We start from the raw sequence: 16793 nt of genomic DNA on the forward strand, positions 1-16793 counted from the left end.
AATGTTTCCGTCAGGAAATATTGCCCGTTTTTTTCTCTTTGAACGGTTTTCGTAATTTGTCCGATCAAAATCAATTTGACCCCACTAGTCTGATGAGAGTTATCGTTTCTTTGATTTTAATTATCCAGTTAGGTTTACAAAATGCTTCATTCGCGCAGGATGTACAATTGGAAAGCAGATATAGATCAGCTGTTGCAGATTACAAACAAGGTAAATACGCGGCTGCAATGGGGAAGTTTTCTCCGCTGACGAGCGTCAATGCCCAAACCCGGTATTCGGCCTATTCTCATTACTATTATGCACTTTCTGCTTATCAGTTAAAGCGTTTTAAAGAAAGCAAACAAATGCTGGTTCAGCTGCAAAGCCGGTATCCGGGCTGGAACAAGATCAATGACGTTCATTACCTATTGGGAGCGATCAGCTTTGAAAATGGCCAGACCAATGAGGGGCTCGGTTATCTGGAAAAGATTAAAGATTCGTCATTTGCCAAGGATGTTCAGGCTTTGAAGCAGCATCATTTAAGCGGCCTGAATGATCTTCCCAAATTGATAAACCTGCAAAAACAAAATGCTTCGGACCGTGACGTCGCATTGATTTTGGTCCAATACATTCAAAGCTCGCCGTCTTCCACACAGACTGATATGCAGCTTGCAGACCAGTTGGACAAGCAATTTAAGTTCAGTAAAAAGGAAAAGATAGCGATCGCCGAAGACAAGCCGGTGCGCAGCGCTCCGAGGGCGGAGGGACAATGGACAAAGGGATATCTGGACGTTTCAGTGATGCTTCCTTTTCGGTTAGACGAGTTCAGTACTTCCAAACGCCGCTCCAATCAGTTTGCCTACGATTACTACATAGGCCTGACGATGGCAAAGGAGCAGCTAATGATTGAAGGAATCAATGTAAACCTCTGGGCTTATGATGTCAGCAATGATGCCAAATCTGCGGAGGCGATCGTGGATAATAAGAATTTTCAGTTGTCAGATGTGGTGATCGGACCATTGTATCAAGGAACATTTGATGTGACGGCTAATTATATTTCCAAAGCCAGCACCCTGATGCTTAACCCACTTTCGACGGACGGCCATTTGTTGACGTCAGCGTCCAACATTTACCTGGCGCATCCATCTGTGGCTTTTCAAACTCAAAAGGCCGCACAATGGATGAAAACGATCGCCGTCGGGATATCCGGGCCGATCGTGTATTACGGCAATACCCCAAAAGATTCTTCCATGGCTTTTTCCTACGCCAATGAGTGGAAAAGCAAGGGTGGTAAGGTGATGGCCATGGTCAAAATTCAACCGGACCGTGAATGGATGGAAAGCAATATTCCATCATTTGAAACGACGAAGCCTTCACACATCGCATTGTTTGCCGCAGACGCTTCGGTGGGCGGTACCTTGGTGGAAGTGATCAACAGCCGTAAGCTGACGACACTACCCATTATCGCGACATCAACAAGTTTCAATTCTCAAAATTCCAGACTGTCGAGATATGGTTCAAGGCTGTACCTGATCGATCCTGATCATGTGGACCGGGAGAAGGAGAGTATCCGCCAGTTTCAGAAAAATTATTGGAACAAAACCAGCACATTTCCGTCGGTATATTCCTACCAGGGATACGATCAGTTGCTATTTTTCGCAAGAATTCTTTCAAAATATAAGGACAAATACATCAGCGGGCTTCAAACCAGAAAGTACGGGGAAGAAGAATTTCTGCTGAATGGATTTGACTATACCAAATCAAATGACAACCAGATTACGCCTGTTTTGAAATACAGCGGTTCCAAATGGGTCCCTGTGGACAGGTAGTATCAATTGCCCCATATGTATGAATACTTCAACGAGCCAGAGTTTATTTGAAAAAGCGCAGCATTACATTCCGGGTGGGGTCAATTCCCCGGTAAGGGCATTCAGGGCTGTCGGTGGGACGCCTATTTTTATTAAGTCTGCCAAAGGGCCTTATGTGTACGATGAGGACGGCAATGAATACATTGAACTGATTAATTCCTGGGGGCCAATGATCCTCGGGCATGCGCATGAACTGATTCAAAAGGCTGTTTATGACGCGATACAGCATTCTTTTTCTTTCGGGGCACCTACCCGAAAAGAGGTGGAAATGGCCGAACTGATCGTCAGCATGGTTCCCTCCATTGAAAAAGTGAGAATGGTGAACTCGGGAACGGAAGCGACCATGTCGGCGATACGGGTTGCGCGGGGATTCACAGGACGCGATAAGATCATCAAATTTGAAGGTTGCTATCATGGTCACGGCGATAGCTTTTTGATCGCTGCTGGTAGCGGAGCTGTTACATTCGGAACGCCAGACAGCCCGGGAGTGACCAAAGGAGTGGCTAATGATACATTGACCGCACCTTTCAATGATCTCGCAGCTGTTCAGCAATTGGTTGACTCTAATCCTAATCAGATCGCAGCATTGATCCTTGAACCTGTTGTAGGGAATATGGGATGCGTGCTGCCTGCGGATGGTTTCTTACAAGGTCTCCGCAAGATCTGCGACGAAGCTGGGATCGTATTGATTCTGGACGAAGTAATGACCGGTTTTCGGTTGTCGAAAGGCGGAGCTCAGGAAAGATTTGGAATCACACCTGACCTGACCACATTGGGAAAGATTATAGGCGGGGGAATGCCCGTAGGAGCATACGGAGGCAAGGCTGAGATCATGAACTGGGTTTCTCCGGTAGGTCCGGTGTATCAGGCAGGCACCTTGTCCGGTAACCCGATCGCGATGGCGGCTGGTCTTACCATGCTAAATTACCTGAATGATCACCCGGAAGTTTATACGCAACTGGAAGAATCCGGCCGTAAGCTTACGTCAGGTTTTAAAGCATCGATGAGTAAGCTTGGACTGAATTATACATTGAATCACATTGGCTCGATGTACACATTGTTTTTCACCAATCAGGCGGTGACAGATTTTCCATCGGCAAAGTCTTCGGATCTGCCACTTTTCGGTAAATATTTCCATGCTATGCTCAATAGGGGTATTTACATGGGCCCGTCACAATTCGAAAGTATGTTCCTTTCGACTGCGCTCACCGATCAGCATATTGATCGAATCATCACTGCCAATGAAGAGGCATTAAAAGAAGTGCTAACCCTCTAACTCGTCACCCGGAAAAGGTCATTCACTCATTCATTCATTCAAAATTTTCACATTAACCAAATGCGCCAATACTCCATCATCATACCTGTTTACAACCGTCCCGACGAGTTGCAGGAATTGCTGGAATGTTTGGCCAGTCAAACGGTTAAGCGTTTTGAGGTGATCATCGTGGAAGACGGTTCTAAAATTAAGGCTGATGAGGTAGTGAATGCATTTACGGGCCGTTTGGAAATTAAATACTTCTATAAAGAAAATGGTGGTCAGGGATTTGCCAGAAACTATGGTTTTGAAAGAGCTGCGGGGGACTACTTCATTCTCCTGGATTCGGATGCATTGATTGAGCCGGATTACCTGGCCATTGTTGATCAAAAACTAAACACGGATTACGTAGATCTGTACGGCGGACCTGATACCGATCATCCGTCATTTTCTCCGATACAAAAAGCGATCAGTTACTCGATGACCTCTGTCTTTACGACAGGAGGAATTCGTGGGAAGAAGAATAATATGGGCGGTACATTCCATCCGCGGAGCTTCAATATGGGCCTTTCCAGAAGTATTTGGGAGAAAACCGGCGGCTTTCTGACGAGTAGAATGGGGGAGGATATCCTGTTCAGTATCGGCGCAATGCGGCTGGGTTTTCGATCCGCATTGATTCCGGAGGCATTTATTTACCACAAAAGACGGACGCAATTTGGTCCGTTCTTCAAGCAGTTGAAGTTTTTTGGACGCGCCCGCATTAACATAGCCCGTTTTTATCCCGACGAGCTGAAATTAGTGCATACTTTCCCGCTGCTGTTTACGCTCGCAGTTTGCAGCATTCCATTCTGGTTACTGATCTTTAAACCGTTTTTTTATCTGGGATTGATTGGTCTGGGGACTTATGTTACCCTGCTTTTCATTGATGCATTGAGGCAAACGAAGAGCGTTGAAGTTGCCTTTTTAGGCATTGGAGCCGCTTTTGTGCAGCTTTTTGGATATGGTACCGGTTTTTTGCAGGAGGGATGGAAGAGGATCTGGGAGAAAAAATCGCACCGCGAGACAGGCGCCGCCATCGAATACCCTTCCTGACATCATCCCCCGATCGATATCCCCAACCCAGGACTTAAGTCCTGGGCTAGTGGTGCTGACCTGGGCTAGTGATCCAGCTTCTGGCAGAAATATACAATCTCTTCGCCGGGCAATGCGTAACGATGAACTTCTTCTTTGGAAAGCTCATCCATGACAAATCGATCCTCCTTCACAGTGAAGCCACCTTTTTCCAGTTCACGGCCGTAGTTTCTTCCAAAAAGCCTTAAATGGTCATTTTGTAGAAAATGCTTTTCACGTTCGCGCGGATCTGTGATGGTTGCATCTTCATAAGTGGTTTCGTATTTCATGTCCTGCGGCGACTGAATGAGTGCGTAACCTCCTGGTTTCAGCACGCGATGCAGCTCACTCATGGCCAATATATAGTCATCCACGTGCTCCATGACGTGGTTACAGAATGCGACATCAAATGTATTGTCAGGGAAAGGTATCTGATGAATGTCCATTTTGACTTTGGCCAATGGAGATTCAATGTCCCCGGTAATGTAGTCGAGGTTTTTCATATGCTCAAACCTGTCGATAAAGCAGTATTCCGGCGCGACATGTAGCACTTTCAAATTGGCTGTAAAGAAATTGGTTTTCCTTTTCAGGTACAGCCCCATTAAACGGTGGCGTTCCAGTGAAAGGCAACTTGGGCAAAGTGCATTTTCTCGGCTGGAAGTGTTGCGGCCGTATGGAAGGAACTTTCGGTACTTACTTTCGCAAACCGGGCATTCCACTTTATTACCAATGTAGAAGATGCTGAGAAAACGGGCAACCCAATGTCCGATCAATTGCAGATAGGGGCGGGGAATATACCTTAAAACTAAACTTATGATGGCTTTCATTAACTCAATTAACTAAAAATTAATAATTTTAGGATCATAACAAGGAAAAAGTTCATAAATGATTCCATCGATTGATCCAAAACCACCTGGTAAAAGGCTGATTAAAAGAATGTCAACGCGTACCAAATGGATGATTCTCGCTCCATGCGGTTTGTTGCTGTTCAGTTTCGGCCTGACTGTCCTGAGCCAAGCTGCGCATGAGCGACGCACGGGGGAGCCTACTCAGGTATGGGTTGTGCTGGGTTTGTACAGCCTGGCCCTGATCAATGGTGGGTTAATCATGTTCGGTGAAGCGCTCCGGTTTCGCATTCTTTTGCATATCCGCCGTGAAACCCGTCGTAGCATGCGCCAGCTGACCCGGAAAGTCAATACCAAATCCCCAAGCAAATCCAAATCCGGTAAAAAAGCAAAAAGCCCTACCAAAACAGATTGACAGGACTAGTTGAATAACATTCCGGAGAGGCTTTACTTATTTTTTGTTAGCTTCAAACTGAGCCTTTATTGCCTCAACGTCGACGTTGCGTACTTCTGGTTTGCGTAAAAGATCTTTAATTTTCGCGGTACGATTATTTGCTACTGCCTTGTTTCTGCGACCTTTACGTTTTAATTCCGTAACTCCCATTGTAAATATTGTTTTGTGAAAGAGCCGCAAAATTAAGCATTTCTGTGTAAATAATGCAGACAATAGTCATAAATATTGCACAAGCTCTCCTAACTTTACGGTTTAATCGGCCTTTAAGCCGTACTTTTTTTCAATTCTGACATCAATGGCGCATCGTTGCCGGCTTACATTATGCCGGCGACCTGCTGCCGGTAAGGTCAGGGCTTATTTGACAGCATCCATATAATGAGTAAACCATCACTTGCCCGCGGAACCCGTGACTTTGGTCCCGAACAGATGGCTAAGCGTACCTTTATCTTTGACACCATCCGACGCTCTTTTCAACGATATGGTTTTTTGCCATTGGAGACACCGGCTTTCGAAAACCTTTCTGTTTTGATGGGAAAGTATGGAGAAGAGGGCGATCAGCTTTTGTTCAAACTTTTAAATTCAGGTGATTTTAGCGGAAAGCTAACCGATGAAGATTGGAAGGAAGGCTACAAACCGTTGACGACCAAGATTTCTGAAAAAGGCTTACGCTATGACCTTACCGTCCCTTTTGCACGTTACGTAGTGATGAACCGCGGTACTTTGGCCATGCCATTTAAGAGGTATCAGATCCAGCCTGTGTGGCGTGCGGACAGGCCACAAAAAGGACGTTACCGGGAATTTTATCAATGTGATGCCGATGTGGTGGGTACGGATTCATTGCTATGCGAGGCGGAAATTGTAACGCTTTTGCATGACATTCTTCCGGCATTGGGTATTATGGATTTTACGGTCAAGATCAATAATCGCAAGATTTTGACCGGCATTGCGGATATGGTAGGGGCGCATGGGATGGAAGGGCCGCTTTGCGTGGCGATTGATAAATTGGATAAAATTGGAAAAGATAAGGTGGTTGAAGAACTTCTCGAACGTGGCTTTTCCAATGAAAGTGTAGAGAAATTGGATCCGGTGTTTGCGCTTGCTAACGAGAAGGAGCCTTTTTCAGAATTAAAAAGCTGGCTTAGCGGCTCTGAAATAGCCATGAAGGGTATTCAGGAGTTGGAGGAGGTTTGGGATATGGTGAAACTATTGGGACTTGAAAACCCTAAAATTCAGTTTGACGTTACCTTGGCCAGAGGGCTTTCGTACTATACAGGTGCTATTTTTGAAGTGAAGGCCAATAATGTGCAGATCGGTAGTATCTCGGGAGGCGGGCGCTATGATAACCTGACGGGGACTTTCGGTGTTCCGGGTATTTCCGGCGTTGGAATTTCATTGGGTGTGGACCGGATTTATGATGTAATGGAGGAATTGAACCTCTTTCCTGAAAGCCGGAAGACGAGTACCAAGGTGATGATCTCTAACTTCGATACGGACGCATTCAGGTTTGGATTGTCCATTTTGCCCAAATTACGGAACGCGGAAATTAACGCGGAAATTTATCCTGATTCTGTGAAATTGAAAAAACAATTGGACTATGCAGACCGGAAAAGTATTCCATTTGTAATTTTGATCGGTTCAGATGAAATGCAATCCGGACTTTTAACTTTGAAAAATATGCATACCGGCGAGCAGCAAAAATTAGACATTGACGGCGTCATATCCTTAATTTCGGCTGAAATTTAATAACCCTTTTCCAATATACTGACTAACCAGCTGCTTACAGAAGCTTAACAATATGAATGATAATATTTTAAGAATTGCAATACAAAAATCAGGAAGGCTGAGTGAGGATTCTTTAAAACTGATTAAAGAGTGTGGAATACGTTTTGATAATGGTGCCGGAAAACTTAAAACCGATGCTACCAATTTTCCTGCACAAATTCTTTTCCTGCGGGATGATGATATTCCGGGCTATGTAGAAGATGGCGTGGCTCATCTGGGTATTGTCGGTGAAAATGTTTCGGAAGAATCGAATAAAAATGTAGACACGGTTCATAAGCTTGGTTTTTCAAAATGTCGTTTGTCAATTGGCGTTTTGAGGGAGCATGATTATGCGGGTGTGCAGGATCTGGAAGGAAAAAGCATTGCTACTACTTATCCGCGTTTGTTGGGTAAATATTTGCAATCCAATGGCGTCACTGCACAGATTCATGAGATCAGCGGGTCGGTGGAAATTGCGCCTAGCATTGGTTTGGCTGATGCAGTTTGTGACATTGTGAGTTCCGGGAGCACACTTTTGAGCAATGGTTTGAAAGAAGTAGAAACCATTTTCAAGTCAGAAGCGGTTATGATCGCTAGCAAAAGTCTTTCTGATGTGCAAAAGGACCTGCTGGATCAATTGCTTTTCCGTATTAAATCGGTTCAGGTTGCAAAAAATAATAAATACATTTTGCTTAACTGCCCGACCAGCGCGGTTGAGAATATTACCAAATTTTTACCCGGAATGCGTGCCCCGACTATCTTACCTTTGGCGACGGAAGGCTGGTGCTCACTACATTCTGTGATCAATGAAAATGAGTTCTGGGAGAACATTGAGAAGATCCGTCAGGCTGGGGCAGAGGGTATCCTGGTGATTCCAATTGAAAAAATGATCTTGTAATTGATATGAATATTATTCCATTTCCTGCCAGGGACCAATGGCCGGCATTGCTGGCGAGGCCCGTGCAGGAAGCTCAGGATATAGAAGCAAAGGTGATCCCAATCCTGGAACAAGTTAAAAGTCAGGGTGACGAGGGAATAAGGCAACTAGCCCGGCAATTTGATAAAATCGAACTGGCTGATCTTGCGTTTTCAGACGCAGATATGGCAGCGGCGGAGGCTAAGCTGGATGATCAGCTGAAAGTTGCTATCCAACAGGCATACCGGAATATTTATAAATTTCACGAGGGGCAATTGCAGCCTGTTGAAAAAATAGAAACGATGCCTGGCGTCACTTGCTGGCGTAAAAGTGTGGGTATTGAGAAAGTTGGTATCTACATTCCAGGCGGGACTGCACCATTGTTCAGTACCGTTTTAATGCTTGGCATTCCTGCACAAATTGCTGGTTGCAAAGAGGTGGTTTTATGTACACCTTCGGATCACCCTGCTATCCTGTACGCGGCGAAACTGGTCGGTGTGACGAAGGCTTTCAGGATCGGTGGAGCGCAGGCGATTGCAGCATTGGCTTACGGTACCGAAAGCGTTCCCAAGGTTTACAAAATATTTGGGCCTGGAAATCAATATGTTACTACTGCCAAAATGCTGATCAGCAAAGAAGGTGTTGCGATTGATATGCCGGCAGGTCCCTCGGAAGTGGCAGTTTATGCGGATGATACTGCTGTGCCCGCTTTTGTAGCTGCTGATCTGCTTTCGCAAGCGGAACACGGGCCGGACAGTCAGGTACTGCTGATTTCGACGAGCAAAAAACTACTTTCTTCCGTTAATCTTACGTTATCTTCTCAAATGAACAACCTGCCACGGCGTGATCTTGCGGCCCAGTCCATTGGAAATAGCAAGGCGATTTTGGTTGAAAATGAAGAAGATGCGATCGACCTGCTGAACCAGTATGCGGCGGAACATTTGATATTGAGTGTTGCAAATGCAGAAGCAGTTTCAGAAAAAATAATCAATGCGGGATCCATATTTTTGGGCAATTACACGCCAGAATCATGTGGAGACTATGCATCCGGAACCAACCATACGCTTCCTACCAATGGCTATGCAAGGGCATACAGCGGTGTTTCGGTTGACAGCTTTGTCAAGAAAATTACGATCCAGAAAATTACCGAGCAGGGCATTAGGAACATAGGGCCGACTGTTGAAGCCATGGCGGAAGCGGAGTCACTGGATGCGCATAAGAAAGCAGTTAGTATCAGGTTGAAAAGTCTTTTGTGAAAAAATTTTTTAGACCGGAAAAATGTCGTAATTTTGAGGACATATTTCTGGGGTTAAAATTTAGAAACGATGACAGCATTTATGGTCAATGAACGTTTGGGAGGCTATGGAATTCTCAAACATGCAGTAAAAAATGATTTTGATCTGGCATATCTTGCTGCAAATGGTGTTCCCAAAGCCTCCATACAGCATCTTTCCGATTCCGTAGGCATGGACGCCAAAGATGTGATAGCGCTATTGCCAGTCACGCCCAGGAACCTGCAACGCTACGATGATAAAGATCTGCTCAGTAATGTTGTTTCAGATCATCTGATCGCATTAGCGGACCTGTTTTCCGTAGGTACCAGGGCTTTGGGAAAAGAATATTTCAAAGATTGGCTGAACGGAGAGATTCCCGCACTCGGCAAAGAAAAGCCAGTTAGCTTCCTGCGCACACATGCCGGAATAGAATTGGTCAAAACGGAACTGGGTCGCATTGAGCACGGTATCTTCGCCTAAATGGAGCTGTTCAGGATTACAAAAACGGAGTACCAGGATGACCTGACGGGTATCGGCGCATTTTATCACGGAGGACGATGGAACTCTCCGAGAAATGCCATGCTCTATACCTCATCCCATCGCTCTCTGGCTATGCTGGAGGTGTTGGTTCATTGGAACAAAACGATACCACCTCCCGATTACGTCATCGTGGTCCTGTTTGTCCCTGACGCCAAAGCACATTCCACCTCGCCGTATCTTCTTCCTGAATGGCAGGAAAACCAGCAATGGAGCAAGGAGGTGGGTGACGACTGGCTCAAAACAGGTAAGGATATGCTACTAAGAGTGCCCTCAGTGCTGGCCAAATCCGAATACAACTACCTGATCAATCCCTTACATACCGATGCCGGCTCTGTTAAAATCATTGATGTAGAGCCTTTTACTTTCGATAATAGACTGTTCTTTTATAAATAGTACCCAATAAGCGGCATTTTGCCGTCATAGCATGAGCAATTTTGATTTAAGTAAAATACTTCGCCCGCACATCCTTTCCCTGGCTCCTTATTCTTCCGCAAGAGACGAATATACCGGGCACGTGGGGATATTTCTGGATGCGAATGAAAACCCATACGGATCGGTTACCGATGCTGATTATAATCGCTATCCAGATCCATACCAGGCCGACATTAAGCAGAAACTGGCCCCGATTAAGAATATCGCAGCCGAACGGATTTTTCTTGGAAATGGAAGCGACGAACCCATTGACCTTCTTACCCGCGCTACCTGCACACCCGGACAAGATCGCGTGATGATACTTCCGCCAACATACGGCATATATGAGGTAAGTGCCTCCATACACGATGTGAAAATAGATAAGGTATCATTAACAAACGATTACCTGATCGACACGGATGCGGTTCTTGCTGCCATAACCCCGAATACCAAGATCATCTGGATATGCTCGCCTAACAACCCGACTGGGAATGTAATGCAGCATGAAGCGATTCAGACCATTCTGAAAAACTTCGACGGCCTGGTTGTGGTGGACGAAGCCTACATTGATTTTACGGAAACTCCATCGTGGATCCAGCATCTGGATCAATACCCTAATCTGGTCGTGTTGCAGACATTCTCCAAAGCTTGGGGACTTGCTGGTATCAGAATCGGAATGTGCTTTGCTTCTGTGGAGCTGATCCGCATACTGAATAAGATCAAACCACCTTACAATATTAGTCTCCCTGCTCAACAGGCCCTTTTGACAGGTTTGGATTCGATTGAAAAAAAGAACAAAATGGTGGCCGATATTCTTAAAGAAAGAACTTCTTTATGTAACATGTTAGCAGATTTATCGTTGGTGATTAAGGTACATCCGTCGGATGCTAATTTTTTATTGGTTCAATTTGAAGATGCAAAGGCGGTAATGGATTATCTAATCAAAGAGACCATTATCGTACGGGACCGCTCTCGTGTACACCTGTGCGATGGCTGCCTGAGGATCACAGTCGGAACGCAGGAAGAAAACGAAACATTAATTGAAACATTAAAGAAATTTCAGCTGAACGGCATTATGGCCTAGCACTGTTTTTAAGCACTCAAAGAAAAATTCCCCGAGAAAAATTCACTATGAAGAAATTAGCCTTAACATTTATCTGTACGCTTTGCTTTGGATTTGCACATGCCCAATACGACAACTGGGCCGTCGGTTTTAAACTGGGTGAACCAACGGGTATCAATATCCGGAAATATTTTAACAACATCCATGCATTAGACGTGACGATCGGAACATACGGTGGTGTTTTGTCCAATAACCGTAAGTATAGGGGCGACGAGGGAATTTACAAGAATGCAGGATTATCACTTCAAGTGCATTATTTATGGCATACGCCGGTATTCAACTCGGAAGCGGTTCACGTTTATTATGGACTGGGAGGGCAGGTTAACAGTCGCCGGTCGTATCCAAAACGGTTGAATGGCAATTATGAAAAAGACATTTCACTTGGTGGTTCTGTCCTGGGAGGTTTTGAGTATTACATTCCCGACAACCGTATGTCGGTCTTTCTGGAAGGTGGAACGTATCTGGAACTGATACCAAGGCCATTTTATCTGAGTCCCAATATTTCAGCGGGTGTCCGTTTTAATTTGTAGAACAGAGTTTAAATTCATGAAGGAGAAAGCAGGTGCGAGCCTGCTTTTTTTGTGTAAATTGATTCGGATTCACAACAACTCACTACCATTACGTGTTTCAAGTTTATAGTTCATCAGCGGGATCAGGTAAAACCTACACACTCACCAAAGAGTATCTCAAACTCGCCCTGCATTCCAATTCGGACACTTATTTCAGGAATATCCTGGCGGTAACCTTTACCAATGCGGCTGCCAATGAAATGAAAGACCGGATTTTGCTGATGCTCCGGGTGTTTGCCAATTCAATGGATTCGCATGAAACGCCACATCCGATGATGCGGGATGTGGTTACCGAGCTTTACCCAGACACTGAAAACGATCCTGATCTGTTTGAAGGCGCCCGTCAGCTGATAGCTGGTCGTGCACAATTGGTTTTCCGACAAATTCTGCATCGTTATTCCGATTTTTCGGTGATGACGATCGATAAGTTTACGCAAAGGCTGATCAGTAGTTTTACCGATGAACTCGGCATTCCCTTTATTTTTGAAACCCAGCTGGACAGCGATTTGCTTGACGACGCCGTGGATCGTTTGCTGGCGCGGATCGGGCAGGAGGGAGAGGAGGTGCTCACGGACATTGTAGAAAAATATTACCGGGAGAATGCCGAGGAAGGAAAAAGCTGGGGCGCGTTACCCATGCAGATCCGTGAAACTGCCGGTACCTTACTGAGTGAGCAGAGCTACATGCAATTGAAGCGCGTCGAGGACCTGAAAATGGAGGATTGGATCACCATCCGGAACCAGATGCGGGCTTTTGTGAGAGAAAGAGAAGCATTTTTGATCAAGCAATCGAGCCATGCATTACAGCTCATTCAATCCACATTTCTTACTGAAAAAGACTTTCACCAGGGCGGAAGGGGAATTTACGGCTACTTTCGAGATCGGGCAGACGAGAAAAAACTGTGGGCTGAACCCAATTCCTACGTTTACAAAACCATTGGCGAAGGGGTTTGGTATGGCGCTAAAACGGCATTAATCATCAAAGACGAGATTGAGAAGATCAGGACGGATCTCGAAAACTACTTCCATGAGATCGAAAACATCCGCCTTACTGAAAGCCAGAAGATCACGTTGTACAACCAGCTGGACAGGCATATTTATAATTTATCATTATTAGGAGAAATCAGGAAGGAATTTGATGCACTCTTAAAACAAAATAACCAGGTACACATTTCTGATTTTAACAGAAAAATTGTTGAAATCGTGGCCAGGGAACCTGTGCCATTTATTTTTGAAAGGCTGGGAGAGAAGTACAATCATATCCTTGTGGATGAATTTCAGGACACTTCCAAATTGCAGTTTGCCAATTTGCTGCCGCTCATGGAGAACGCATTGGCTGGCGGATACTTCAATCTCATTGTGGGTGATGCCAAGCAGTCTATCTACCGTTTTCGGGGCGGTGATATGGATTTGATCCTGCATTTGGCTCAAAGCCAGGTCATGGAACTGGCTTCGGTACTGGGCAATAGTTCGTATAATGCAGAGCGACTCCTTAGCATTGATCATTATTTGCAGGTTAATCATTTGAAAATCAACCGGAGAAGCCAGCGGGAGATTACGGAATTTAATAACCAGTTTTTTTCATTCATTGCCCAAACATTGGGAGATGAGTATCCGCTTATCGCCCAGGTTTATGATCAAAATTTTCAGCAGGAAATACCTGATACCGTACCAACAGGTGGGCATGTTGAAATAGAATTTGTAGAGTTGAATGAGGAGGCGGACGAAGTAACCGGCGATGAAAATTCAACAGACGGGATAGTGCGGCGCTCACTGGAATTGGTTTCGGAGCTGCGTGGAAATGGGTATCATTGGCGTGACATTGCCATTTTGTGCCGAAAAAAGAGGGAAGCGACGGCGCTGGCCAATGCATTAAAAGAAGCAGGCTTCCCGCTCATTTCGGATGACGCATTGTCACTGGGATATTCGCGCTCGGTGCATTTTATAGTGTCTTTCATGAAGGTACTGCTCAGTTCCGATCACCGCCTGGCGCGGTACGAGGCGGCATATCTTTTTCACCATGTGATCAGACGCGAGAACCCTGCTGCACACGAGTATGAGCAGATCCGCGTGCTATGTGAGGAGCGTGGACTGGATAGTTTTCTCGAATATTTCAGGAAGTGGGACATTAACCTGACCTCATTCCGAATGCGGCAATTGTCTGTTTTTGAACTAAGCGAACAGTTGATGCAGCGTTTCGGCATGTTTGAAAATCACTTTGAAAACGAGTACCTGTTCCGGTTTCTCGATGTGGTACTGGAATTTGGAAACAGAAAGAGTAACCATTTGGGCGATTTCCTTACCTATTGGGAAACGGCCAGGCATAAGCTTTCCATTACCATTCCGGATGGAACCGACGCGGTCCGAATCACGACTATCCACAGGTCGAAAGGGCTGGAATATCCGGTAGTGATCGTGCCTTATGCGCATTGGAAAGTAACCCCGAATGCGAAGCTGGACCGACTGTGGCTGGATCTCGATGATGTTGACTATGAAGAACTTATTTTACAAAATCATTCGTCAGATTCTAACCTAAAATTGAGAAGCTCTTTGGTATCGGTGGTGAAAGACCTAGAAAATACGCCGGTGGGAGAGCAATACAAGGATGAAAAAACAAGGACGCTGGTTGAAAACCTAAATCTTTTATATGTAGCATTTACGAGACCCGTACAGCGTCTTTACATTCTCGCTAAGCGGGAAAGAAGGTGGGAATCGGGGCAGCAGGTGAGTAATTGGCTGAAAGAGTTCCTGGATCAGCAGGATTTTACGCCGGCTTGGGATGATCAGGTTTCGAAATACGTGATATCCAATGGTACCGGCACGTTACGGCATGCGCATGTCAAATCCGACGCGCAGCCATTCGTACTCAAAGAGGTTATCAGCAATGACCGGACTGAGTCGCTACGGCTGCGGAGAATGGCGGAGCGGATCTTTGATGTACAGACATTTGAACCAAAACACGACCGGTTGCAGAAAATGCGTTATCTGCTTACCCGCCTGAAAACCATTTCAGATCTGCCTGACGCTTTGGAAAAACTGGTTATAGAAGGGATTTTTACCAAAAAAGAAACTGGTGAGATCGCTGTATTGGCCACATCACTTCTAAATGACCCTTCCTTGCACAGCCTGTATTTAGATGACAACCACATTCAGATCAACAAAGAACTACTGATTCCTGGCGGGAAACTGCTGCATATAGACCGGGTCGTTCAGCGGCACGACGGCGAGTTTATTTTTATGTCTTTTGTTGGCGGCAACAGTACCGATGAGCCACGGCGACATTTGAAGAAATTGATCAGGGCATATACTGGCACCGGTAAAAAGTCAAGAGGCGTGATGATCACCCTTGAGGATGAAATGGTTGAGTGGGTGGAGGCTTGAAAGTAGAACTAGTTTTAATTCAATTATAGATATAACTTAAAAAAAAGGTATAGCGCCGCGCCCAAATGCTGCCGAAATGAATTTTTTTTGCTGATATTCACGGAAATATCCAGTCCGCAGTATTTTCAGTATATTCATTTTTATATGCGCCTATCCTTTCAGCAGCAGGTTTTATTTGGCATCCTCTTTTCAATCATTCTGGTAGTAGTTGTTGGCGTTACTTCTTACAATGCAATTATGGTACAGCAGCAAAATGCGGGCTGGGTTAACCATACGAGAGAAGTAATTGGCGTTGCAGCTTCTGTCAGAAGCCACTTATTGACCGCGGAGGCCAATGTCCGTGGTTTTGCGATTACCAATAATGCTTCTTTTGAAGCCAATTACCTGCAGGCATCTGAAGGTATCTTGAAAGAGTTGGACGCATTAAGGAAATTGGTAAGAGATAATAAGGCGCAGGTCACCAGAGTAGATGCGCTTTCGATGCTGTTGCAGTCTCGCCTGGCGGTGATGGGACGGCAGTACGACTTGCTCAAAGCCGGAAATTACAAAGTCGATACCATCCAAGCCATTGTTCTTCAGGGGAAAAATATTTCATCGCAGATCGATTTTAGTTTCAAAAGCATCGAAAATGTAGAAGAAGGGTTGCTGATGGAACGCGAGCAAAATGCGCAATCCAGTTCGGTTGAGGCCAAGCAATACATTCTGCTGGGTACCTCGGCCTTCTTTTTGGTCATTTTAATGCTCTATTATTTTATAAGAAAAACATACAATGCCCAGATTGAGTCAGAAGGGCAGACCTTGACGGCTAATAAGCAACTTGAACAGCTTTCTTTGGAAGACCAGGAGAAAAACTGGATATTGAATGCGGCAGTTGAATTATCAGAAGCTGTGCGAGGAGAGCCTACCTTGACGAAATTGTGTAAAAACCTGCTTGATAAGCTTGCTGAGGTTACAGAGGCGGCGGTAGGAGTGATGTACCTGGTCACTCGCAGCAGCGACGTGTTGGAAATTGCTGCTAGCTACGGAATGCACGACCTGGCCCAAGTACCTCAGTCGGTGAAGCTTGGCGAAGGTACGTTGGGACAGGTTGCAGCTGATAAAAAGAGCATTAAGAAATTGGACGTCACGCCTGACTATTTTACTATCAAGAGCGGAACCGGTAGTACTGATCCGGCTATGGTTCTGGTCAAAACGGTGTCGTTCCAGGGACGTATAACCGCATTGATAGAGGTTGGTTATCTCAAAGATCCGGGGGTTAAAACGACCAAGCTGCTCGATATGGTTTCCGACAATGTGGCTGTGGCCATT

Annotated in this window: 14 protein-coding genes; 13 read left to right on the forward strand and 1 reads right to left on the reverse strand. The window is 45.3% G+C overall.

What is annotated here, in order from left to right; translation table 11 throughout:
- Positions 1 to 92: 92 nt before the first annotated feature.
- The 3 genes from ABIO93_RS08820 to ABIO93_RS08830 are packed head-to-tail and all read left to right on the forward strand — an operon-like array spanning position 93 to position 4194.
- The gene (locus ABIO93_RS08820; RefSeq protein ID WP_348066625.1) at positions 93 to 1808 is read left to right on the forward strand and encodes an ABC transporter substrate-binding protein; all 1716 of its coding nucleotides are present in this window, start codon (positions 93 to 95) and stop codon (positions 1806 to 1808) included.
- Between the two features lie 19 nt (positions 1809 to 1827).
- Positions 1828 to 3123 carry a glutamate-1-semialdehyde 2,1-aminomutase gene (gene hemL / locus ABIO93_RS08825; RefSeq protein ID WP_348066627.1) on the forward strand — a complete coding sequence of 432 codons (1296 nt, stop codon included), beginning with the start codon at positions 1828 to 1830 and terminating at the stop codon, positions 3121 to 3123.
- 60 nt (positions 3124 to 3183) lie between these two features.
- Positions 3184 to 4194: a glycosyltransferase gene (locus ABIO93_RS08830; RefSeq protein ID WP_348066629.1), complete on the forward strand. Its 1011-nt coding sequence runs from the start codon at positions 3184 to 3186 to the stop codon at positions 4192 to 4194.
- Positions 4195 to 4259: 65 nt separating this feature from the next.
- Here the strand turns inward: ABIO93_RS08830 and ABIO93_RS08835 are convergent, their stop codons facing one another.
- The gene (locus ABIO93_RS08835) at positions 4260 to 5039 is read right to left on the reverse strand and encodes a class I SAM-dependent methyltransferase (protein ID WP_348066631.1); all 780 of its coding nucleotides are present in this window, start codon (positions 5037 to 5039) and stop codon (positions 4260 to 4262) included.
- A 109-nt stretch (positions 5040 to 5148) separates the two neighbouring features.
- Between ABIO93_RS08835 and ABIO93_RS08840 the strand changes: the two genes are divergently transcribed.
- From ABIO93_RS08840 to ABIO93_RS08885, 10 genes are all read left to right on the forward strand, one after another.
- A complete protein-coding gene (locus ABIO93_RS08840; RefSeq protein WP_348066633.1) occupies positions 5149 to 5472 on the forward strand; it encodes a hypothetical protein in 324 nt (107 codons plus the stop codon).
- 414 nt (positions 5473 to 5886) lie between these two features.
- On the forward strand, positions 5887 to 7254 hold the full coding sequence (hisS, locus tag ABIO93_RS08845) for a histidine--tRNA ligase (RefSeq protein ID WP_348066635.1): 1368 nt from the start codon (positions 5887 to 5889) through the stop codon (positions 7252 to 7254).
- 52 nt (positions 7255 to 7306) lie between these two features.
- A complete protein-coding gene (gene hisG, locus ABIO93_RS08850; protein ID WP_348066637.1) occupies positions 7307 to 8170 on the forward strand; it encodes an ATP phosphoribosyltransferase in 864 nt (287 codons plus the stop codon).
- 5 nt (positions 8171 to 8175) lie between these two features.
- Entirely contained in the window at positions 8176 to 9444 is a 1269-nt protein-coding gene (gene hisD, locus ABIO93_RS08855; protein ID WP_348066639.1) for a histidinol dehydrogenase, read from the forward strand.
- Between the two features lie 69 nt (positions 9445 to 9513).
- On the forward strand, positions 9514 to 9942 hold the full coding sequence (locus tag ABIO93_RS08860) for an antitoxin Xre/MbcA/ParS toxin-binding domain-containing protein (RefSeq protein ID WP_348066641.1): 429 nt from the start codon (positions 9514 to 9516) through the stop codon (positions 9940 to 9942).
- Entirely contained in the window at positions 9943 to 10395 is a 453-nt protein-coding gene (locus ABIO93_RS08865; RefSeq protein WP_348066643.1) for an RES family NAD+ phosphorylase, read from the forward strand.
- A 31-nt stretch (positions 10396 to 10426) separates the two neighbouring features.
- Positions 10427 to 11497 (forward strand): histidinol-phosphate transaminase, encoded by a 1071-nt coding sequence (hisC, locus tag ABIO93_RS08870; protein ID WP_348066645.1) that lies wholly within the window; start codon positions 10427 to 10429, stop codon positions 11495 to 11497.
- 47 nt (positions 11498 to 11544) lie between these two features.
- A complete protein-coding gene (locus ABIO93_RS08875; protein WP_348066647.1) occupies positions 11545 to 12066 on the forward strand; it encodes a hypothetical protein in 522 nt (173 codons plus the stop codon).
- Between the two features lie 92 nt (positions 12067 to 12158).
- On the forward strand, positions 12159 to 15485 hold the full coding sequence (locus ABIO93_RS08880; protein ID WP_348066649.1) for a UvrD-helicase domain-containing protein: 3327 nt from the start codon (positions 12159 to 12161) through the stop codon (positions 15483 to 15485).
- A gap of 144 nt (positions 15486 to 15629) precedes the next feature.
- A partial coding sequence (locus tag ABIO93_RS08885) for a CHASE3 domain-containing protein (RefSeq protein ID WP_348066651.1) occupies positions 15630 to 16793 on the forward strand: 1164 nt, incomplete at its 3' end.

Origin of the sequence: Dyadobacter sp., from assembly GCF_039919315.1 — a bacterium.
In the GTDB taxonomy this organism is placed as follows: Bacteria; Bacteroidota; Bacteroidia; order Cytophagales; family Spirosomataceae; genus Dyadobacter.